This is a genomic window from Thermodesulfobacteriota bacterium, from assembly GCA_026415035.1.
Taxonomy (GTDB): Bacteria; Desulfobacterota; BSN033; order BSN033; family UBA1163; genus RBG-16-49-23.
Genome location: JAOAHX010000001.1, coordinates 131,016 through 150,600 on the forward strand (window position 1 = coordinate 131,016; position 19,585 = coordinate 150,600).

The following is a 19,585-nucleotide window of genomic DNA, read 5'->3' on the forward strand; positions in this document are numbered from 1 at the left end:
CCCCCTACGCCTTCCTGAAAAGAGGATCGTATTTTTCGCAAAAAAGGGGGGCATCCAATTCACGGAAGTCCTTCAGACACCCTTTGAGTTTCTCATGAGACCAATTCCACCAAGCGATCCTCATCAGGGAGGCCTCCACGTCCTCAGCCACTCGCCGCCGAATCAGCTTGGCCGGGTTTCCGGCCACGATCGTGTAGGGAGCCACCTCTTTCGTCACGACCGACCCGGCGCCGACGACCGCTCCGGTCCCGATTCGAAGGCCTGGCAGAATGGTGACGCCGTGGCCGATCCAGACGTCATGGCCGATCGTCACCCTGTTCTCCCTTCGCCATTGAAAGATGGCCTCGTCGTCCTCTCCGAATTCGTAGAACCGGCTCCGGTAGGTGAAGTGGTGCGTGGTGGCCCGCCACGTCGGGTGATTGGGGGGATTGATCCGGGTGTTACTGGCAATGGAGCAGAACTTTCCGATCTCGGCATAGATGATCTGACAGTCCTCCATGACGTAGCTATAATCCCCGAACTCGGTCTCTTCCATCCGGGTTCTCTCTCCGACATAAGTCCATTTCCCGAGGCAGGAGCGGAGGACCTTGGCGCTCGGTTCGATCACCGGGTCTCCCGTCTTTCCACCGAATAAGCCCGGTTCTTCCGTGAGGAAGGAGACAGGGGCCCATCTCATTGCAGAACCTCCTGGCCGATCACTCTCCTTCTCAGATAGTCTGAGATCCGCTCGGCCATCCAGATCAAGAGAAGGGTCACCAGGGTGATGGCCAGGGCATCCGCATATCGGAAGAGGCTCATGGCCATCTGGAGATCGACACCGATCCCCCCTCCACCGACCACACCGAGAAAGAGAGCCACCCTCAGATTGATGTCGAACCGATAGAGCGTGTTGGCGATGAGGGAGGGTAACACCTGCGGCAAAACGGCATAGCGGATCACCTGAAGCCTGGTCGCCCCTCCCGATTCTATCGATTCGAGGGGCTTGGGGTCGATGACCTCGATCGCCTCGGCAAAGAGCTTCCCGAGCATCCCGATCGTTCCCAGGGCAATGACCAACATCCCGGCAAAGGGACCCAAACCGATGACCACGACGAGCAGGAGAATATAGATGAGGGGCGGGATGGTCCTCTCCAAGGCCAAAAGTCGTTTGGCCACCTCTCGGACGATCGGTGAAGGCGACACGTTGGCGGCCCCCAAGAGTCCCAAAAAGAAGGCCCCCAGGGCTCCCCAGAACGTGCCGACAAAGGCCATGGAGAGGGTCTCGAGGATGGACCACAAGATCTTCCCTCTCCAAAAAACCTCCCAATTGGGAGGGAGCATCTCGCTCACCAGGTTGAAGAAGTGGGGGATCCCTTCGATGAAGAGCTGCGGGCTGATCTTCAGATCGATCAGGCAATAGGTGAAAAGGAGCAAAAGGAGGAGAGCCGGTAGGAGGGAGCCCAAGGACCATCTTCGATAGCCCCTCGGGTTCGACCTCCTCTGGCTTTCGACCTTTTCTGCCGTTGCCCTTAGGGGGAGAAATTCCATGCTTCGTTCCCTCTTCCCTACCTCAAGATCTCCTTGCCCATCATCAATTTTCGCAACCCTTCCGCGCCCTTCTCGCAAAAGACGACCAGGAGCAGAATGATCAGGATGGCGGACATCGCCTCCTGATACTTCATCAATCGGATCGACGTAACCAGGTTATATCCGATCCCCCCTGCTCCCACCACGCCCAGCAAGATGGACATCCGGATATTGACCTCGAATCGATACAGGGTATTGGCGATCATGGAGGGCAGGACCTGAGGGAGGACCGCAAAGTGAATGATCTGGGCCTTGCTGGCTCCGATGGCCTCGAGAGATTCCACCGGCTTTGGATCGACCTCTTCGATCGCATCGGCGAAGAGCTTTCCGAGCATCCCGATGCTGCTGGCCGCAAGGGCCATCACCCCCGGGAAGGCCCCGAGACCCACGATGGCCACGAAGAAGAGCATCACGATGAGGTCGGGCAAGGCCCTCTCCGCCGAAAGGAGGGCCCGGGTCAGATCGCGCAGTCCCTTCAAGGAGTGCATGTTCCGGGAGGCCAGGATGCCGATGACAAAAGAGAGGGTCGCCCCAAAGACCGTCCCCACGAAGGCCACCTGCAGCGTCTCCACGGCCGAGGGGAGAAGGCTGGGGATCTTCCCCCAGTCCGGAGGAAACATATGTCGGATCAGCTCGACTCCCCTGGGGATCCCTTTCACGAGAAGGAGGGGATCGACCCGACAGATCACCATCCCAACCATGACGAGGGGCGCAAGGAGGCTGACCGGCAGAAGGTACTTTGAAAGTTGTTTGATCATCTCCTCTGCACCTTCTCTAATCGGATCCTTGAGGGGACATGAGGGAGGAGCCTTTCGCCCCGTAAATGTAATCGAGCATCGAATCCGGGAGATCGGGGGGGCCATCATAGACGACGAGGCCGTCCCGGATCCCGATGACCCGGGTGCAATATTTCGTCACCAGTTTGGGGGCGTGAAAGACCCCGATGATGGCCATCTGGCTGGTCAGGGGCTTAAGAAGGTCCAGGATCAGTTCGGTGTTTTTTGGATCGAGATTCGAAACCGGTTCGTCCGCCAGGAGGAGGTTGGGGTTCTGGAAGATGGCACGGGCGATGGCGGCCCGTTGCATCTCTCCTCCGCTCAGGGTCTCTGCCCGCCGGCCCGCCAGAGGGCGTATGCCCACCCGATCCAAGGCCTGAAGGGCCAGATCGACCTCCTCATCGGTGAACCCGTAAAAAAGGCTTCGCAGAGTGCTGATCCTCCCCAACCCGCCCGTCAGGACGTTCTCCAAAACCGTGAGCCTCTTGACCAGAATCGACCCCTGAAAAATCATCCCGATCTTTCGGCGGATGGCCCTCAGCTCCTTGCCTTTCTTCTTGTTGACCGTCTGGGGAACGCCATCCCCATTGAGGATCACCTCGCCGCGATCGGGTCGGGTCAACCCGTTGATACACCGCAGGAGGACGGTCTTCCCCACTCCGCTTTCTCCCAAGATCCCAACGAATTCCCCTTTCTTAACATCGAAGCTGATGTCTCGTAAAAGAAGTCTCCCGTCGGGAAGCTTCTTGGCGACATTTCTCAAGCTGAGCATAATCCGGGCCTCCTTTGAATCCCCGATCCATGGATTTTGCCACGAGGATGGGGCCAGTTAAATCTTCCCCAATTTGATGGCGATCTCTCGAATATAGTCGTAATCCTTGTCGGTCACGGGGACGTAGCTCTTGTTCTTCTCCCACCGGCCTTCGAATTGCTTGAAGGCCTCGGGGGCTTTCTGGGGCATGTCGAGGAAGGCCTGCTGAATCTTCCGGACGAGGGACTCCTCCAGATCGCCCCTCACCGCCACAGGGGAACGCGGGATCGGAGAGGACTTCCATATGACCGGGACCTCCTCTTTAGTGACTAAACCCTTGTCGATCACCCGTTGGAGCCCTCCTTCCCAGGTGGCCCCGAGATCGACCTTCCTCGACTTCACGGCCAACACAGAGGCGTCGTGCCCGCCAGCGAAAATGATCTCCTTGAAATCCTTGTCCACCCGGATGCCCATGGCCTCCAACCCTCCCCTCGGGATGAGATGTCCCGAGGTGGAGGCCGGATCAACGAAGGAGACCGTCAGCTGCTTCGAGCGGGCTTTGACATCCTCCATCGTCTTCAGTCCGCTGTCTTTGTGGGTGATGAAGATGCTATGATAAGTGGCCAGCTTTCCATCTCCCTCGCTTCCGCCGATGATGGCCCTGGCATTGGCTCGCTTGGCTGCCAGGACGTAGGAGAAGGGACCAAAATAGGCCACCTCGATCTTCTTGGCCCGCATCGCCTCCACCACCGCCGTGTAATCGGTGGCCTTGAATTCCTCGATCTTCATTCCCAGTTCCTTCTCGAGATACTGTTTGGCCGGTGCAAAGGCTTTGATCATCTCTTCGATGTCCTCGGCGGGAATTAAAGCCAACCTCAGGACCTTAGGGCTGGTCTGCGCCCCCGTTTCGCTCCCAAAGAGCAACCCGAATAAGAGGGCGAGGACCGAAAGCCACCCTCCAAACCCCATCCTGCCTCCGATCTTGTTTCGCAAGCTCCTTCGTGGACCCATGGGACCCTCCTTCGAAATAATTTTGGATTTTACACTTACCTTAAAGGATGAATATGCCATTCTCATGACATCTCAATGGAATTTTCGTGACGCTCCCTTTTCCTTCGAAGGCGGTGTTTGAAACAGAAATTTAACGCCTCCTTAACGATCAGGTAACAATCTTCGAGTATGAGGAAAAAAGACGACGAAAGAATCCTTGGGAGAGGAAGGGCGGTGGCAAGAAAGAAAATCCTTCTCATCGGAGGCTCGCTCAACCAGACCACCATGATGCACCAGATCGCCCAACACCTCCACGAGTACGATTGCTTTTTCACTCCTTTCTATGCCGATGGGCTCGTCGGATATGCCGCGAAGAAGGGGTGGGCCGACTTCTCCGTCCTCGGAGGGCCGATGCGTCGGATGACCCTGGAATACCTCCGAAGACAGGACCTGCCGATAGATGAGGGTGGAAGAGCCAACTCCTATGATCTGGTCCTCACCGGATCCGACCTGATCATCCAAAAGAATATCCGGGGCAAAAAGATCATTCTGATTCAGGAGGGGATGACCGATCCCGAAAACCTCTTCTACTACCTGGTCAAATGGTTCAGACTGCCTCGTTATCTGGCAAGCACCGCAGCCCATGGGTTGTCCCATCAGTATGAACGATTCTGCGTGGCCTCCGAAGGATATCGGGACCTCTTCATCCGGAAAGGGGTCTCGCCGGAGAAGATCGTGGTCACGGGCATCCCCAATTTCGATAACGCAGCTCAATACCTGAACAACCCCTTTCCTTACCGGCATTACGTTCTGGTCGCCACCTCCGATGCCCGGGAGACCTTTAAATATGACAATCGTAAAAGGTTCATCCGCCGGGCCCTCGAAATCGCCGACGGCAGGCAGTTGATCTTCAAGCTGCACCCGAACGAGAAGGTGGAAAGGGCCACCCGGGAGATCCTGAAGCTGGCCCCGAGGGCCCTGATCTTCGCAAGGGGCAACACCAATCATATGATCGCCAATTGTGACGTTTTGGTGACGCAATACTCTTCGGTGGTCTACATCGGCCTGGCTCTTGGAAAAGAGGTCCATTCCTATTTCGATCTCTCCCTGCTCAAACGGTTGATGCCCATCCAAAACGGAGGGGCCTCGGCCAAGAATATCGCGGAGGTGTGCAAAACCTATCTCCAGTGACCGGAAGGTGACTTTCAATGAATTTGGTCGTCGTGATCCAAACGCGCTCTGGCTCGACCCGGTTCCCGGGAAAGGTGCTGCTCCCCCTGCTCGGAAAACCCCTCTTCGTCCGGATGGTGGAGCGGGTCCGACAATCGACCCTGAGCCCCCGGGTCGTGGTCGCCACGACCTGGCTTCCTGAGGACGATGTCATCTCACGGATCTGCGAACAGGAAGGGCTTGAATGCTTCCGAGGCCATCCCACCGACCTCTTGGACCGCCACTATCAGGTTGCCCTCGAACTTCAGGCCGACGCCGTGGCCAAGATCCCTTCCGATTGCCCCCTGATCGACCCGGCCGTCATCGATCGGGTCCTGAACTTCTATATCGGCCATGAAGGATCCTTCGACTATGTGAGCAATCTCCACCCTCCGAGTTACCCGGATGGAAACGACGTCGAGGTCATGTCCTTCAATGCCCTTGAGACCGCTTGGAGAGAGGCCGAGAGGGATTTCGAGCGGGAACACACGACCCCCTTTCTGTGGGACCAACCCGAACGGTTCCGGATCGGAAACATCTTCTGGGAGACCGAACTCGATTACTCGGCCACCCACCGCTGGACGATCGACTATGAAGAGGACTATCTTCTGATCCGGGAGATCTTCGAAACCCTCTACCCTAAAAATCCAAAATTCAGCCTCTATGAAATTCTCGAGCTTCTGGATCGGCAACCCCAATTACGCTCCCTCAATCGCCAATATCACGGGGAGACGTGGATGAGGCGCCATCTTGGAAGTCTCAGGACCCTCTCTACCGGTTCAAGCCGGGAGACGGGAAAGGCGCCTTTAAATTCATCCCCCTTGCCCTGGAAAGGGACAGAGAGGAGTCCTTGATCGGTGGAAGCATCGTTGTTTCCTTCCCCTCCCTCTTCAAGAAAAGCCCTCCTCACCGAGGAGGAGATCCGATCGCTTCGGGAACGGTCCTACCAGGTGAGACGATATGTCCTGGAGATGGCGACAAGGGGCGGCTGTTTTGTCGGGGCCGCCTTCTCCTGCGTGGACCTCTTGGTCTACCTCTATTCACGATTCTTGAGGATTTCAAAGGAGCTTCTGGACGATCCAAACCGGGACTACTTCTTCTTGTCGAAAGGTCATGCCGTGGCCGCTCTCTATGGGGTCCTTGCGGTGGTCGGCCTGATGGATCCCCGACGTCTCGGGAATCATCTGAAACCCCATGACGTGATCTATTGGCACCCCAACCGGGCCGTTGCCGGGATCGAATTCCATTCAGGCTCGTTGGGCCACCTCCTGCCGGTCGGCGTGGGTGTGGCCATCGATTGCAAATTGAGGCGTCAGAAGAACCGGGTCGTCGTGCTCCTGGGCGACGGAGAGTTGAACGAGGGGTCCAATTGGGAGGCCTGCCTGATTGCCCAAGCCTACCGGCTCGACAACCTGATCTTGGTGGTGGACCGAAACGGATTCCAGGCCAACGCCCGAACCGAAGCGTTGATCCCTCTGGACCCCCTCGAGAAAAAGTTCCAGGCCTTCGGGCTTTCAGAGACGACCATCGATGGTCACAACTTCGTCGAAATGGAGAGGGTCTTTGCCGAAATCCCCTTCGACCCGGGGATGCCCAATGTGGTGATTGCTGAAACGGTCCGGGGCAAGGGAGTCCTCCGTCTGGAAGAGAGAGTCGATCGATGGTTCTGCCAATTCACCCCCGAAGAGGCGGAGGGATTTCTCGAGGAGCTCGAACGATGAACTACGAGGCCTTCCTGACGGAATGGACCCTTACCGACGAACGCTTCGTGGTGCTGACGGCTGAGAACCGGGCCGCCATCCGGGGCCTTCCGAAGAGGCTCGGGAGCCGTTTCATCGATACCGGCATCACCGAACAGGCCCTGGTCGGCGTGGCCGCAGGCCTTGCCCTCCGAGGCAGGATTCCCATCGCCCATGGATTGGCCTCCTTTTTGACGCTCCGGGCCTATGAATTCATCCGGACCGATGTCGGATTGGCCAACTTACCGGTAAAACTCGTGGGGGGTATCCCGGGCTTTCTTTCCGAGGCCAACGGTCCGACCCATCAAGCCCTGGAAGATGTCGGCCTCATGCGCACGATCCCCAACCTGATCGTCTTCTGCCCGGGCGACGAAGAGGACATGCGGCTCGGGCTTCAGGTGCTCCTCTTCCATCCGTCTCCCTGCTATGTCCGATTCAACCCCAATCGCCCAGTCCTCGACCACACCCCCTTCGAGCTTGGAAAGGCGGAGGTCATCGCAGAGGGGTCCGAGGTCACCCTCTTCGTCTATGGCATGCTCTTAGAACAGGCTTTGCAGGCCAAAGAGCTCCTCGAAGCCCAAGGGAGGTCGGTCGGGTTGGTCAATGTGAGAACCGTCAAACCCCTCGACGAGGAAACCTTCCTGAGGATCGCCCGAGACACTGCCATGATCGTCACCCTGGAGGACCATTTCTTGACCGGGGGGCTCTTCTCGGCCCTCTCCGAACTTTTGGCGAAACACGGCCGATCCTGCCGGTTGCTGCCCCTGGCCCTGGAGGAGAGATGGTTTCAACCCTGCCTGCTTCCCGATCTTCTCTATCAGGAGGGGTTTGCAGCCGAACAGATCGCCCAGAAAATCCTCCGTGCCTTAAGGAGCGCTTAAATGCCCAACAAGATCGGACACAACCCCGATTACCCCGACATTCGAGAATCCGACCGACTCTATCAGCGTGCCCTCGGCCTCATCCCCGGAGGGACGCAAACCCTTGCCAAGGGCCCCACTCAGTACGTAAGGGGGGTGGCCCCCAAATACCTCATCCGGGGCCGAGGCTGCCATGTCTGGGATGTGGACGGAAACGAATACATCGACCTCAACATGGGGATCGGCCCGATCTCTTTAGGCTATGCCTATGAGGCGGTCGATCGAAGCATCCAAAAACAGTTGGAGGACGGGATCACCTTCTCGTTGATGCATCCTCTCGAGGTGGAGGTGGCGGAACAGATCCGGAGCCTCATCCCCAATGCCGAATCGGTCCGGTTTGGCAAGACCGGGGCGGAGGTGACCAGTGCGGCCATCCGTCTGGCCAGGGCCTATACGGGCCGAGACAAGGTCCTCTGTTGCGGATATCACGGATGGCATGATTGGTATATCAGCGTGACCGATCGAAACAAGGGGGTCCCCCGGCCCGTTCAAGGGCTCACCTATACCTTCAACTACAACGAGATCCAAACGCTCGAGGAGGCCCTGGATGAGGAGATCGCCTGTGTGATCCTCGAACCGGTGATGTTCGATCCCCCCAAGGACCGATTCCTTCACCGGGTGGCCGAGCTCTGCAAGAGGAGGGGGGCCCTTCTCGTCTTCGATGAGATGTGGACCGGCTTTCGGTTGGCCCTGGGAGGCGCCCAGGAATATTTCGGGATCGTCCCTGACCTGGCCTGTTACTCAAAGGCAGTCGCCAACGGCATGCCCCTCTCGATCTTAACGGGAGCAAAGGAGATCATGAGGCTTCTGGAGAGGGAGGTCTTCTTCTATACCACCTTCGGCGGAGAGGCCCTCTCCCTGGCGGCTGCCCGGGCGACCCTGATGGAGATGGTGGCCAAAAACGTCCCCGTGTTTCTCGCCCGTCAGGGAAGGAAGCTCAAAGAGGGGTATAATCAGTTGGCCCAGTCCCTCAAGATGGATTACACCCGTTGCATCGGATACGATTGCCGGACGTTGGTCATCTTCGATGCCTCGGCCGGAGATCCCCTGGAGATGAAATCCCTGGTGCAACAGGAGATGATCAAAAGGGGAATCCTTTGGTCGGGATTTCATAACGTCTCCTTCTCCCACACCGATGAAGACATCGATCAGATCCTTCTGGCCTATCAGGAGGTCCTCCCCATCCTGAAGGAAGCCGTATCCCGAGGACGGGTGAAGGACCTTCTCAGGGGAGAGGTGGTCGAGCCGGTATTTCGGAAGACCAGCCAGTTTCACACCAAACCGAAGATGAAACCCGACCCGACCCCAAATCCCCCCTCGGCCAATCCTCCAACGACCTTCCACACGGCCGGGGGCGGAGAAGGGACCTTTGTTAATAGGGCCATCCCCCCTCTCTTCTCCTTGGAGGGAAAGGTGGCGCTCGTCACCGGAGGAACCGGCCTCCTCGGAAGAGAGCACTGCAGGGCCCTTTCGGAATTTGGGGCCCACGTGATCGTTTGCGACCTCCACCAGGACCGGTGCGACGCCCTTGCCAGGACCCTTCCGACCCCGTCGATCGGCATTCGGACAGATGTCACCGACCCCGATGCCCTCCGGGCCCTCTTAGACCGGATCCTCCTCGAATTCGGTCGGATCGATATCCTGGTCAACAACGCTGCGGTCAACGATGCCTTCGAATCGCCCCTCCTGACAGGTGAGGACTCCGCCTTTGAGAATTATCCCCTCTCGCTGTGGCGGAGGATGATGGAGGTCAATGTGACGGGAGTCTTCCTCTGTTCCCAGATCCTTGGGGCACAAATGGTGAAGCAAGGGAAGGGAAGCATCATCAATATCGCCTCCACCTACGGCATGGTGGGACCGGACCAATCGATCTACCGATCTCCCGAGGGGAAACAGACCTTCTTTAAATCCCCTGCCTATGCCGCAAGCAAGGGGGCCATCCTCGCCTTCACCCGTTACCTGGCAACCACCTGGGGTCGTACCGGCGTCAGGGTTAACGCCTTGACGCCCGGTGGGGTGGAAAACGGCCAGGATAACTTCTTCATCCAACAATATACCCTCAGGACACCCTTGGGCCGGATGGCCAGGGTGGACGATCTCAAAGGGGCGATCATCTTCCTGGCCAGCGATGCCTCAGGTTATATGACCGGCGCCAATCTCGTCGTCGATGGAGGTTGGACAGCCTGGTAGGGAGGTCGAGCCCGTCCCCTTTGTGACGAAAAAGGCAAAGGAGGTTATTTCGAGATGCAAGGTCAACAGAGCGTTCGAAAGGTCAAGGTGGGTCACCGGTGGGTCGGAGAGGGAGAGCCGGTCTTCGTCATCGCAGAGATCGGGATCAACCACAATGGCTCCCTCGAGCTGGCCAAAAAGCTGATCGACGGCGCCCTCTTCGCTGGGTGCGACGCGGTGAAATTTCAGAAGAGGACTCCCGTCCTCTCGGTCCCGAAACATCAGTGGTTCGTCGAACGCGACACCCCCTGGGGCCGCATGACCTATATCGATTATCGACACAAGATGGAATTTGGTTGGGAAGAGTACCAAGAGATCGACCGATACTGTCGGAGCCGGGGGATCCTCTGGTTTGCCTCCTGCTGGGATGAGGTCGCGGTCGACTTCATCGAACAGTTCGATCCCCCCCTTCATAAGGTCCCATCGGCCTGTTTGACGGACCGATCCTTGCTCCTCCGGATGAGGCGGACCGGAAAACCGTTGATCCTCTCCACCGGGATGTCCACCCAGGAGGAGATCGACGAGGCAGTGGCGTGGATCGGGACAGAGAACCTCCTCATCGCCCATTCGACCTCCTCCTACCCCTGCCGCCTGGAAGAGCTCAATCTCCGGATGATTCTGACCCTCAAGGAGAAGTATCCCCTCAACCCCATCGGTTATTCGGGTCACGAAACCGGCCTTGCCCCGACCTGGGCCGCGGTGACGATGGGGGCCTCCTTTGTGGAAAGGCACATCACCCTTGACCGGGCGATGTGGGGAACGGATCAGGCCGCCTCCGTCGAGGTCATCGGGTTTCATCGGCTCGTCTCCAATATCCGGGATATCGAAAGATCGTTAGGGGATGGGATCAAAAGGGTCTATGAGAGTGAGCAGGAGGTGATGAAGAAACTTCGACGTCCCCCTGCCTGGGTTCACGAGAGAAAGGAATCCGAGGTGGCTTTTCAATGACCCCGAAGGACGGAGGGCACGCCCTCGGGGCCTGGGGCTTCCTCTTTCTGTCAGGCCTTTTTGAGGTCGGTTGGATCCTCAGCCTCAAATTTACCCAGGGCTTCACCCGACCTCTCCCCATCCTTTTCTATGCCCTTTGCGGCGCAGGGGCGGCCTACTTCCTCTCCTTGGCCCTGCGCTCTCTGCCGTTAAGCCTCTCCTATGCCATCTGGATGGGAATGGGCATCCTCGGAAGCCACCTCTTCGGAGTCCTCTTCCTCAAAGAGCCCTGGTCCTTCCTCCAGGGCCTCTTTATGTTGATGATCCTCGGAGGGCTCATCGGGTTGAGGTTCTCATAGCCTCAGAGAAGGGTCTGCGGGGCCTTCCACGCCCTCCTTCCTGCAAAGTAGATGGCACTGAAACCCATCAGGCCGTAAAGAAGCGGCCTCTCTTGCAGGAATAACCAGGCGATGCCCGAGCCGATGGCCAAAACCCCGAAGAGAAGGGTGAGGAAGGTGATGGTCTCCTCCCACTTGGCCAGCCAGTAGGTCAATTTTGTCTTGAAGGGCGAGGGAAATACAGCCTGCTTCATAAAACCTCCCTGATCCATCTTAAGGGGCCTTTTTGCTTTCCTTTCATGACCCTCCAACCGCAATTCGTCCCCCTAAACGATATCTCCATGGCCGGATTCCTTTGGGCGATTTTGGGGATAAGACCGTATTGGGCCCGATCGCGAACCGTTTCCCCCGCCAGACCACCGTGTCATTGGCGATGGAGAGGAACCAGATCAGCCCGATCACAAGATCTTTGATGGGGGAGAGGCCGTAGGCGAGGGGGGAGAGAGAAACTCCGATCCTCCTTCCAAGGTGATAGTCTCCCAAGGTCTTAAGGAGGCTCGTCAGCCCGATCACCAAAAAGGCCCTTTTTGAGGGACCGTCCAGGAGGAGCGCGGCCATGGAGAGGAGGACGGGGTTCCCGATCAGCTCCGAGAGATATTTGTAACCCAGGATCTTCCAACGCATCTTCCCCCATCTCAAGTGTCGGTTCATGAAGCGTCTCAATCCCCAGTACTCGTTTACGTTGCTGATCAGGTGGTTGGAGAGGACCACTTTCTGCCCCCGTTCCTTGATCTTCATCCCGATGAAATGGTCCTCGGCCAGGATATCCTTGAAGGCGCTCAACCCACCCAGGGCTTCAAGGTCGGATTTCCGCAGGAGCATCGATTTGCCGATGACGCAGGGGATTTTCAAATACTTCTGTAAAAAACAGACGTTTCCGAGAATGAAAGAATTCAGATGAAGGTTTTCGAAAAGGGAGCCGAGGGTCTTGGCGCCGACCCCTTTGATCAGGTTGGTCACCAGACCCGTCTGGGGGTCCTTCATGGGCTGGACGATGCTCTTGAGATAGTCCCGGTCGACCATCACATTGCTGTCGCTGATCAGCAGATAAGGGTAGCGGGCCTTTCGATAGGCGGGAAGCATGTTGTTCACTTTCGGGTTCCACCCCTCCTCACAGGCCTCGATGGTGATGGAGATCTCCCGGTCCGGGAATTTCTCCTTGATCTTTTGGACCACCCGACGGGCCGGATCGTTGGGATCCTGGAGGGAAAAGAGAATTTCAAATTGGGCGTAATCCTGCTCGCAAAAGCTGGCCAGATTATCGAAGAGGTGGTCATCCAGACCGTTCAAGGGCTTGAGGATCGAGATGGGAGGAGCAAAAGGAGGCTCCTCTGACCCTTGTCCCGGTCGTTGCGGTCTTGGGACATAGGAACGAACGGCGAGGATCTGGAGGCCAAATCCCGCGATCCCGAGAAAGGTAAATCCACAGATGATCCAGAAGAACTCCATCGCCTCTCCTTCGGCCTCACCAGGGAGTGCCGTTGCGAAAAAGGGTGATGGCCACTCCCCGATTGGATCGGATGCATTGCTTGACCGCCTGGACGTCCTTCTCGCAGTCGAGCATCGTCTTCCAGGAATAGAGATGCCTCGGCCGGTGAAAATCGCTGCCCGCGATATATGGGAATTTCTTCAGGCTGATGACGTTGAAGACATCGTCCCGGTTGGCGATCTCCCAGGCGTCGATATAAGGGGCGTACCTTTTTCGGTGGTGCCAGAGGTAGAGGGTGTCCAGGGCCAGCAATTCCGAGGAGTGATGGGGGTGGCAGGCGATGATGAGGGCGTCCTGCCTTTTGGCCTCAAGAAAGATCCTTTCGAATTCCCATTCGGCGGAAATGAACGATTTGAGATCGATCAGCAGGACATGGGCCGCCTGATCGGAGGAGAAGGAGCTCTTGGTGATCTCGACGCCCGGAAGGACGAGCAATCCATAGCGATCCCATGCCCGTTTCGCCTCTTCCCGGATGTGCTCGAGATAGGCGTCGAAATTCTCCTCTCGGACAGAGAACCTGAAGCGATGGGCAAGTTTCCCATAGGCGCTCTTTCCGTTGAACACATGATCTGTGATGGCAATGACATCGAACCCGGCCTGACCGAAAAGGTCGATCACCCTTCTCAATTCAATCGAACCGTCCGAATACCTCGTATGGATATGGAAGTCGCAGAGCAGCATCTGACCCTATTTTGCGTGAACATTGTTACAGAATGATTAAAAAATGATAGATTTTGTGTGAAGGGAGAGGGATATTTTTAAATGAATTAGAGGGGATACAAAGTCGGCCGATAGGCTGGAGCGGAGGTCACGGCCGGAACTCATCATCGGTCAGACCGGCATCGAGAACGAGCTGCTCATAGCCATAGTCACCCATGAGCCTCTCTTCCCAGTCGAAGGCCACTACTCGGATGGGAACCTTCGTCTGGGTATCGATGGCCATGAGGGTCCGATAGCAATAATAGCCATAGCGGGGATCTCTTGGAAAGCGTAGGTCAATAACCAAAGCCCTTCGGCCATAAACCTGCTCTTCTTTCAGGAGTTCATAAGCCACCTGCCCGGAGGCCCAGCCCCTTCTGAGGTTCTCTCCGAAAAGCCTTACGAGAAAACCCAGACCGGCATCGGTGATGGGGTGTCGGCTTCCCTGCATGGCAAGACGGCCGAGGGGGTTGAGGTGGAGGGTCACCGTGCCGAAGGTCCCTGGCTCGCGAACGAGGATTCGGTTCTTGTTCCAGCCCTCGACATAATAGATCTCCCTTCCTTTCCCGGGTCCCTCGATCCACTGCATGTAAACCTTGAAAGGCTTCTTGAATTTGAACCGGACGGTCTCCTTTGACTTTAACCAATCCTTGATCCGCTCCTGCTTATGGAAGATCGCGGTATAGGACTCGGTCCGCTCAAGGATCTCCTCGGCTTGACCTAACCACTCCTTTAAACAGACCGCGTGCCCAGTGGAAAAGGTCGAGAACAGGTCGAATAAGACCGATAAAACAAGCAGGGGCATTCGTCCTCCCTGCCAGAGGGATCGAGGGCTCATAGGAGATTTTGGCTCCTTGGATCTGGGGTGGCCCGGTATCGGCAAAATAGTATGAGAGGGAGATGTCAGGAGGGTTACAAAAGGGTTATAATTTTATGACGCCGAGAGAGATTCCCTTCACTGAATCTTCATTCAATCCTAAACTTCTTGCCACGTTTAGGAGTTACGCTCTTAAGGGCTAAAATTTCCTCTTTCAAGGAGCAAGCGATGAGGTGTCAACGTTGTGGGGGAATCATGGTGTCCGAAGTATTTTATGGCCTTCACGATGTTTTTCAGGGTTATCGTTGTCTCTTCTGCGGAGAGATCATCGATCCGGTCATCTTGAGGAATCGTTTGACCCAAGGGACAGGCCGCCCTGCTCGCCGGTACGGAGGCCGAAAACCGAGACCCCTTCTCGAGGGGATCTCTTCCCTGCCTTGATCCCGCGAGCCAGAGGACCGAGGGAAGCCTCGGCCCGTTTGGGCTAACTCAAAAAAGCCCCCTTATCGAGAAGCTCTTTGACCCGCTTCGAAACGAGGATGGAGAGATAGAGCTTGATCCTTGCCTTCTTTTTATACTCCCTCAGGACGGCCTCATAGATCTGAAAAACCTCCTCCGGAACTCCTTTGAGGTCCCTGGCCAAGCTCTGCATGGCGTCCAGGTGCTGCTTCTTTTCGAGGTCATCCTCATAAAGCGTTTCGGCAGTCATGGTCATCTCCTTGTCAAATCAACCCTCGGCGAGCATGCCGGCTTTATCGGTCAGCTCCCAGGGAAGGCCGATGTCCATTCTTCCCACATGGCCATAAGCCGCCAGCTTCCGATAGAAGCCCCCTTTGAGGAGGCCGGGCAAATACCGGAGCTTGAATTGGCGCAAGATCCCCGCCAACCGGAAATCGAAATGCCGGTTCAACCGGCGGACGATCTCTTCGTTGGAGACCTTTCCCGTTCCAAACGTCTCGACATGGATGCTGACGGGTCTCGAAAGCCCGATCGAATAGCTCAATTGAAGTTCACATTCTTCGGCCAGGCCAGCGGCCACCACGTTCTTGGCCGCGTAACGGGCCGCATAAGCTCCAACCCGGTCGATTCGAGTCGGATCTTTACCGCTCAGGGCGGCCCCGCTGTGTCTCGAGAATTCCCCATAGGTATCGATCGCATTCTTCCTGCCCGTCAACCCAGAATGGACCGCCGGGCCTCCGACATAAAAGGGCCCGTCCGGATTGACGAAGATCCTCGTCTTCTCGTCGGGTTTGATCTCCTCGTCCTGGAAGACGGGAAAGATCACCTCCTCCTGGATGTCTTGGGCCAAAGAGGATAGGTCAGGCCCTCCTTGATCCGGAGAGGACTTCTGGGCAGCGATCACCGTGATGCTGTGAAGCCTGAACGGGCGTCCCTGTCGATATTCTATCCCGACCTGGGTCTTTCCATCCGGCGCCAGATAGGGGAGGATCTTCTGATGCCTCACGGCGGCCAATCTCCGGGCCAGCTTATGGGCCAGCCAGATCGGCAGGGGCATCAGGGAGGGGGTTTGATTACAGGCAAACCCGAAGACGGTGACCTGGTTCTTCACCGTGATGCGATCCATCTCCTCATCCGAAAGGCCCTGTTCGTCGAAGGCATAGGCCCCATCGTGGGGAAGTTCCTTCAGGCTGGTGAGGATGCTACAGGTCTGGGCATTGAAGGTTTGATGATCGTAGCCAATCTGGTGGACGACCTGCCTGGCGATATTGGGGAAATCGAGCCTCGCCGCGCTGTCGAATCGGGCCGCAATAAAGATGATGGCGGTCGATACCGCACACTCTACGATCACCCTTGAATAAGGATCCTGCTGGAGGAAACGATCCAGGATGGCATCGCTGATCTGATCGCATAATTTGTCGGGATGTCCTTCCGTGACCGACTCCGAGGTAAACATGAAATCCTTCTTCATATCCGCTCATCCCTCCCTGGGTCCACCCGAAGCCTTCCTCCTTCGCGATGGTTAACCGTCTTTCCAAAAATCCTAACCCGGTTTGAGCCTTTCTTGGATCACCAGGGGCCAAAGGGCGCTGAACCCGATCATCCAGGCGTCGATGAAACCAATGGGGGTGACGCCCAACAGCCTCCTCAACCCCGGTAAGAAGGGAATGGCGACCTGGAGGGCCAGGCTGCCTCCCACCGCCACGTTGAGAAATCGATTCGGCGAAAGTCCTCGGTCCGCCGAACCCAGGCCCAGCAAAGGCTTCTGATCCGACCGACAACTGAGGGCGTGAAGGATCTGGCCGATGCACAGGCTCATGAAGGCCAGGGTGCTGGCTCGGGGGCCGACCCCGTAGCGCGCCCATCCATATCCATATGCTCCCAGGGCGCCCGCAGACAAAAGGGCCGCAGAGACCCCGATCCGTTTGAAATCGCCCCTCCGGAGGATCGGCTCCCTCGGATCACGGGGAGGCTGAATAAAGACGTCCGGTTCAGGGGGATCGAGGGCCAACCCCAGGCCGGGGAAGATGTCCGAGATCAGGTTGATCCAGAGGAGCTGGATCACGTTTAAGGGTGGCCCCGCCCCTCCAAGGGTCGCTGCGCTCATCACCATGATCTCGCTGAGATTGGTCGCCAGGAGATAACGGACCGTTTTCTGGATATTGTTGTAAATCGTCCTTCCTTGTCCGATTGCCACCACCATGGTCTGGAGATTGTCATCCTCCAGCACGACATCCGCCACTTCCCGGGCCACATCGGTTCCGGTCTTGCCCATGGCCACCCCGATGTCGGCGGCCTTCAAGGCGGGACCATCGTTGATCCCGTCCCCTGTCATGGCAACCACCCGTCCGGCGCTCTGGAGGGCGTGGACGATCTGGAGCTTATGGGCGGGCGTGACCCTCGAAAAGACATGAACCTTTTCACACAAGGCCTTCAGGACGTCGGGGTCCATTTGGTTTAGGTGCGTCGAGTCAAGGATCTCCAACGGCCCGTCCCGGCCCAAATTCAGTTCCTTGCCGATGGCATAGGCGGTGGGGGTCTGATCGCCCGTGATCATGATCGTATCGATGCCCGTGCGATGGAAGGCCGCGATCAGCTCCTTCACGCCGGGCCGCACCGGGTCTCCCATGCCGATCAGCCCGACCCAGACCAACCCATCGGTGAGCGAGTCCGCCTCCTCTGGGTTCATCAGCGAGGAGGGGTTTTCGTTTGCCTTGCCAAGGCCAAAAGCGAAACCCAGAACCCTCAAGGCCTCGCCTGCCATCCGTTGATTCTCCCACTCGATGGCCAGACGGTCTTCTTCAGACAGGGGGACCTCCTCCCCGTTGATGAGACAACGGCTACAGAGGGACAAGACCTCAAGGGGGTTGCCTTTCAAGGCGAGAAGGGCCAGATTGGGGTCTGGGGTCCGGTGAAGGGTCATCATGAAATTCCGATTTTCCGAGCGGTGTTGAATGCTCACCAGGGGATATCGAGCCCTCAACTCCTGGATATTGACTCCGACGGCGAGGGCCAAAGAGAGAAGGGCGTTTTCGGTAGCGGAGCCGGAAACCAGAACCTCCCCGTTCTTTTCGAACACCTCGCTTTCATTGCACAAGACAGAGAGGTGGACCAATCTCAAGAGTTCATCGGATTGGTAGGGATGAATCGTCTTCCCGTTTTCCATCAGGCGATCCTGAGAAACTTCGTAGGTCTTGCCGTTCACGTGAACGGCTTTGATGGACATCCGATTGAGCGTGAGCGTCCCGGTCTTGTCGAGACAGATCGTTTGGACCGATCCCAGGGTCTCCACGGCCTCAAGATGCCGGATCAGGGCGCGATGCCTCTGCATGTTGCGGACTCCCAGCGCCAGCGTGGTGGTGGCCACAGCCGGAAGCCCTTCGGGAACGGCCGCAACCGCCAGCGAGATGGAGAGTTTCAGCATCGGCAACAACCCGTATCCCCGGAGAAGGCCGATGAGAAAGATGGCGATGCAGATCGCCGTGCTGAGATAGACAAGCTGCGACCCGACCCTTTGAAGTTGTCGTTCCATAGGGGTTTGGGGAGGCTTCGAGGCTCCGATCAGCATCTGAATCTGGCCGATTTCCGTATATCTTCCCGTGGCCACAACCACAGCCAGGCCTTGTCCCCCGGTCACCAGAGTCCCCCGGTAGACCATGTTGTGTCGGTCTGCAAGCGGGAGGCCGGGATCGCCCAAGGGCTCGGTCTCTTTCCCCACGGGCAAGCTCTCGCCGGTGAGGGCCGATTCATCTACGCTGAGATGGGAGGTTTCGATCAATCGGGCGTCTGCGGCCACGTAGGTTCCGGGTCGCAGTACGAGGAGATCGCCCGGGACGATCTCTCCGACGCCGACCTCTTGAAGCAGCCCGTCCCGTTTCACCAGGGCGGAAGGCCGGACGAGGCTCTTGAGGGAATGGATGATCCTTTCCGTCTGACTCTCGGTCCAGCATCCTATGGTGGCATTGATGGCCACGACGCTCAGGATCACCAGGGCTTCCACCAAGCCGCCGGTGGCCAGCGAAATCACCGTGGCCACTCCAAGCAAGGCCACCGGCAAGGATTTGAACTGTTCGATGAAGATCCTCCACTTCGATCGAGGGACGGACTCTGGGAGGAGATTTGGGCCAAATTTTTTTAACCTCTCCTGAACCCTCTCGCAGGATAAACCGCTGGTCCGATCCGTGCCAAAGTGCTCGATGACCGACTGGGCAGAAAGGCAATGCCAGGGTCTGCTCTCCTGCTCGGTGGCCCGTCGAATCGATTTTCGCAAAGCTCTCGGAGTGGAAAGGTTTGGAGGGGAGAGGAGGGATTCAGGGGATCGAACCTCCCGCTCTCCCTCCTGGCAAGGGGAGGAGGAAGGTTTGTTTGGGCTTTGGCGATAAAAGTCGGAGACGATCCTCTCGACCTGGGTCAGGAGGGTTGGGGTGGAGGTCCCAGGGTCGAAAAGGATAAGGACCTTTCCGGTCAGAAGGTTGATGGAGAAAAGGCGGACTTCCCGTAGGGCGGCTAACCGGAGTTCAAGGAATCTTTTGAGAGGCTCAGAGCGGTAAAGGCCGGTGATCTTAATCCTTACCCTGCCCTCTACCGCCGCGTGAACGATTTGAGTCAACCCCATA

20 protein-coding genes are annotated in these 19,585 nt (G+C 57.3%); 8 read left to right on the plus strand and 12 right to left on the minus strand.

Going from position 1 to position 19,585, the window contains the following annotated elements:
- Positions 1 to 4: 4 nt before the first annotated feature.
- Genes N3G78_00640 through phnD form a run of 5 tightly spaced genes read right to left on the minus strand, consistent with a single transcriptional unit; the run spans position 5 to position 4,104 of the window.
- Positions 5 to 676, minus strand: a complete 672-nt coding sequence (locus N3G78_00640; GenBank protein ID MCX8116422.1) for a chloramphenicol acetyltransferase — start codon at positions 674 to 676, stop codon at positions 5 to 7.
- Positions 673 to 1,527 (minus strand): phosphonate ABC transporter, permease protein PhnE, encoded by an 855-nt coding sequence (gene phnE / locus N3G78_00645; protein ID MCX8116423.1) that lies wholly within the window; start codon positions 1,525 to 1,527, stop codon positions 673 to 675. Before phnE (N3G78_00645) ends, N3G78_00640 begins: the two co-directional genes overlap by 4 nt.
- Before the next feature lie 17 nt (positions 1,528 to 1,544).
- Positions 1,545 to 2,324 (minus strand): phosphonate ABC transporter, permease protein PhnE, encoded by a 780-nt coding sequence (gene phnE, locus N3G78_00650; protein ID MCX8116424.1) that lies wholly within the window; start codon positions 2,322 to 2,324, stop codon positions 1,545 to 1,547.
- 16 nt (positions 2,325 to 2,340) lie between these two features.
- The gene (locus tag N3G78_00655) at positions 2,341 to 3,114 is read right to left on the minus strand and encodes a phosphonate ABC transporter ATP-binding protein (GenBank protein ID MCX8116425.1); all 774 of its coding nucleotides are present in this window, start codon (positions 3,112 to 3,114) and stop codon (positions 2,341 to 2,343) included.
- A gap of 57 nt (positions 3,115 to 3,171) precedes the next feature.
- On the minus strand, positions 3,172 to 4,104 hold the full coding sequence (phnD, locus tag N3G78_00660) for a phosphonate ABC transporter substrate-binding protein (protein MCX8116426.1): 933 nt from the start codon (positions 4,102 to 4,104) through the stop codon (positions 3,172 to 3,174).
- A 213-nt stretch (positions 4,105 to 4,317) separates the two neighbouring features.
- On the opposite strand from phnD, the gene N3G78_00665 reads away from it, so the two are divergent.
- Genes N3G78_00665 through N3G78_00695 form a run of 7 tightly spaced genes read left to right on the plus strand, consistent with a single transcriptional unit; the run spans position 4,318 to position 11,466 of the window.
- The gene (locus N3G78_00665; protein MCX8116427.1) at positions 4,318 to 5,274 is read left to right on the plus strand and encodes a hypothetical protein; all 957 of its coding nucleotides are present in this window, start codon (positions 4,318 to 4,320) and stop codon (positions 5,272 to 5,274) included.
- A 17-nt stretch (positions 5,275 to 5,291) separates the two neighbouring features.
- Entirely contained in the window at positions 5,292 to 6,146 is an 855-nt protein-coding gene (locus N3G78_00670) for a glycosyltransferase family protein (GenBank protein ID MCX8116428.1), read from the plus strand.
- A 3-nt stretch (positions 6,147 to 6,149) separates the two neighbouring features.
- Positions 6,150 to 7,013: a thiamine pyrophosphate-dependent enzyme gene (locus tag N3G78_00675; protein MCX8116429.1), complete on the plus strand. Its 864-nt coding sequence runs from the start codon at positions 6,150 to 6,152 to the stop codon at positions 7,011 to 7,013.
- Positions 7,010 to 7,912, plus strand: coding sequence for a transketolase (locus N3G78_00680; protein ID MCX8116430.1), 903 nt, complete (start codon positions 7,010 to 7,012; stop codon positions 7,910 to 7,912). The genes N3G78_00675 and N3G78_00680 overlap by 4 nt, the downstream gene beginning before the upstream one ends.
- Positions 7,913 to 10,141 carry an SDR family oxidoreductase gene (locus tag N3G78_00685; protein ID MCX8116431.1) on the plus strand — a complete coding sequence of 743 codons (2,229 nt, stop codon included), beginning with the start codon at positions 7,913 to 7,915 and terminating at the stop codon, positions 10,139 to 10,141.
- A gap of 54 nt (positions 10,142 to 10,195) precedes the next feature.
- On the plus strand, positions 10,196 to 11,128 hold the full coding sequence (locus N3G78_00690; protein ID MCX8116432.1) for an N-acetylneuraminate synthase family protein: 933 nt from the start codon (positions 10,196 to 10,198) through the stop codon (positions 11,126 to 11,128).
- Complete coding sequence (locus tag N3G78_00695) at positions 11,125 to 11,466, plus strand: multidrug efflux SMR transporter (protein ID MCX8116433.1); 342 nt, start codon at positions 11,125 to 11,127, stop codon at positions 11,464 to 11,466. The genes N3G78_00690 and N3G78_00695 overlap by 4 nt, the downstream gene beginning before the upstream one ends.
- Positions 11,467 to 11,468: 2 nt before the next feature.
- Here N3G78_00695 and N3G78_00700 read toward each other — a convergent pair whose 3' ends face one another.
- The 4 genes from N3G78_00700 to N3G78_00715 all read right to left on the minus strand — a co-directional run bounded on the left by N3G78_00700 (position 11,469) and on the right by N3G78_00715 (position 14,498).
- The gene (locus tag N3G78_00700; GenBank protein ID MCX8116434.1) at positions 11,469 to 11,699 is read right to left on the minus strand and encodes a hypothetical protein; all 231 of its coding nucleotides are present in this window, start codon (positions 11,697 to 11,699) and stop codon (positions 11,469 to 11,471) included.
- 43 nt (positions 11,700 to 11,742) lie between these two features.
- Positions 11,743 to 12,954: a glycosyltransferase gene (locus N3G78_00705; GenBank protein MCX8116435.1), complete on the minus strand. Its 1,212-nt coding sequence runs from the start codon at positions 12,952 to 12,954 to the stop codon at positions 11,743 to 11,745.
- Between the two features lie 16 nt (positions 12,955 to 12,970).
- Positions 12,971 to 13,675, minus strand: coding sequence for a PHP domain-containing protein (locus tag N3G78_00710; GenBank protein ID MCX8116436.1), 705 nt, complete (start codon positions 13,673 to 13,675; stop codon positions 12,971 to 12,973).
- Positions 13,676 to 13,802: 127 nt separating this feature from the next.
- Positions 13,803 to 14,498: a DUF1571 domain-containing protein gene (locus N3G78_00715; protein ID MCX8116437.1), complete on the minus strand. Its 696-nt coding sequence runs from the start codon at positions 14,496 to 14,498 to the stop codon at positions 13,803 to 13,805.
- A 240-nt stretch (positions 14,499 to 14,738) separates the two neighbouring features.
- Here N3G78_00715 and N3G78_00720 point away from each other — a divergent pair, with 240 nt between their 5' ends.
- Positions 14,739 to 14,951 carry a hypothetical protein gene (locus N3G78_00720; GenBank protein ID MCX8116438.1) on the plus strand — a complete coding sequence of 71 codons (213 nt, stop codon included), beginning with the start codon at positions 14,739 to 14,741 and terminating at the stop codon, positions 14,949 to 14,951.
- Positions 14,952 to 14,994: 43 nt separating this feature from the next.
- Here N3G78_00720 and N3G78_00725 read toward each other — a convergent pair whose 3' ends face one another.
- The 3 genes from N3G78_00725 to N3G78_00735 all read right to left on the minus strand — a co-directional run bounded on the left by N3G78_00725 (position 14,995) and on the right by N3G78_00735 (position 19,584).
- Complete coding sequence (locus tag N3G78_00725; GenBank protein MCX8116439.1) at positions 14,995 to 15,219, minus strand: DUF3562 domain-containing protein; 225 nt, start codon at positions 15,217 to 15,219, stop codon at positions 14,995 to 14,997.
- An 18-nt stretch (positions 15,220 to 15,237) separates the two neighbouring features.
- A complete protein-coding gene (gene metK, locus N3G78_00730; GenBank protein ID MCX8116440.1) occupies positions 15,238 to 16,440 on the minus strand; it encodes a methionine adenosyltransferase in 1,203 nt (400 codons plus the stop codon).
- Positions 16,441 to 16,512: 72 nt separating this feature from the next.
- The gene (locus tag N3G78_00735) at positions 16,513 to 19,584 is read right to left on the minus strand and encodes a cation-transporting P-type ATPase (GenBank protein MCX8116441.1); all 3,072 of its coding nucleotides are present in this window, start codon (positions 19,582 to 19,584) and stop codon (positions 16,513 to 16,515) included.
- Position 19,585: the final 1 nt, after the last annotated feature.

Excerpts from the sequence above, each read along its gene's own strand:
- N3G78_00640 (MCX8116422.1), bottom strand. The coding sequence starts at position 676 with ATGAGATGGGCCCCTGTCTCCTTCCTCACGGAAGAACCGGGCTTATTC.
- phnE (MCX8116423.1), bottom strand. The coding sequence starts at position 1,527 with ATGGAATTTCTCCCCCTAAGGGCAACGGCAGAAAAGGTCGAAAGCCAG.
- phnE (MCX8116424.1), bottom strand. The coding sequence starts at position 2,324 with ATGATCAAACAACTTTCAAAGTACCTTCTGCCGGTCAGCCTCCTTGCG.
- N3G78_00655 (MCX8116425.1), bottom strand. The coding sequence starts at position 3,114 with ATGCTCAGCTTGAGAAATGTCGCCAAGAAGCTTCCCGACGGGAGACTT.
- phnD (MCX8116426.1), bottom strand. The coding sequence starts at position 4,104 with ATGGGTCCACGAAGGAGCTTGCGAAACAAGATCGGAGGCAGGATGGGG.
- N3G78_00670 (MCX8116428.1), top strand. The coding sequence starts at position 5,292 with ATGAATTTGGTCGTCGTGATCCAAACGCGCTCTGGCTCGACCCGGTTC.
- N3G78_00680 (MCX8116430.1), top strand. The coding sequence starts at position 7,010 with ATGAACTACGAGGCCTTCCTGACGGAATGGACCCTTACCGACGAACGC.
- N3G78_00685 (MCX8116431.1), top strand. The coding sequence starts at position 7,913 with ATGCCCAACAAGATCGGACACAACCCCGATTACCCCGACATTCGAGAA.
- N3G78_00690 (MCX8116432.1), top strand. The coding sequence starts at position 10,196 with ATGCAAGGTCAACAGAGCGTTCGAAAGGTCAAGGTGGGTCACCGGTGG.
- N3G78_00695 (MCX8116433.1), top strand. The coding sequence starts at position 11,125 with ATGACCCCGAAGGACGGAGGGCACGCCCTCGGGGCCTGGGGCTTCCTC.
- N3G78_00700 (MCX8116434.1), bottom strand. The coding sequence starts at position 11,699 with ATGAAGCAGGCTGTATTTCCCTCGCCCTTCAAGACAAAATTGACCTAC.
- N3G78_00705 (MCX8116435.1), bottom strand. The coding sequence starts at position 12,954 with ATGGAGTTCTTCTGGATCATCTGTGGATTTACCTTTCTCGGGATCGCG.
- N3G78_00710 (MCX8116436.1), bottom strand. The coding sequence starts at position 13,675 with ATGCTGCTCTGCGACTTCCATATCCATACGAGGTATTCGGACGGTTCG.
- N3G78_00715 (MCX8116437.1), bottom strand. The coding sequence starts at position 14,498 with ATGCCCCTGCTTGTTTTATCGGTCTTATTCGACCTGTTCTCGACCTTT.
- N3G78_00720 (MCX8116438.1), top strand. The coding sequence starts at position 14,739 with ATGAGGTGTCAACGTTGTGGGGGAATCATGGTGTCCGAAGTATTTTAT.
- N3G78_00725 (MCX8116439.1), bottom strand. The coding sequence starts at position 15,219 with ATGACTGCCGAAACGCTTTATGAGGATGACCTCGAAAAGAAGCAGCAC.
- metK (MCX8116440.1), bottom strand. The coding sequence starts at position 16,440 with ATGAAGAAGGATTTCATGTTTACCTCGGAGTCGGTCACGGAAGGACAT.
- N3G78_00735 (MCX8116441.1), bottom strand. The coding sequence starts at position 19,584 with ATGGGGTTGACTCAAATCGTTCACGCGGCGGTAGAGGGCAGGGTAAGG.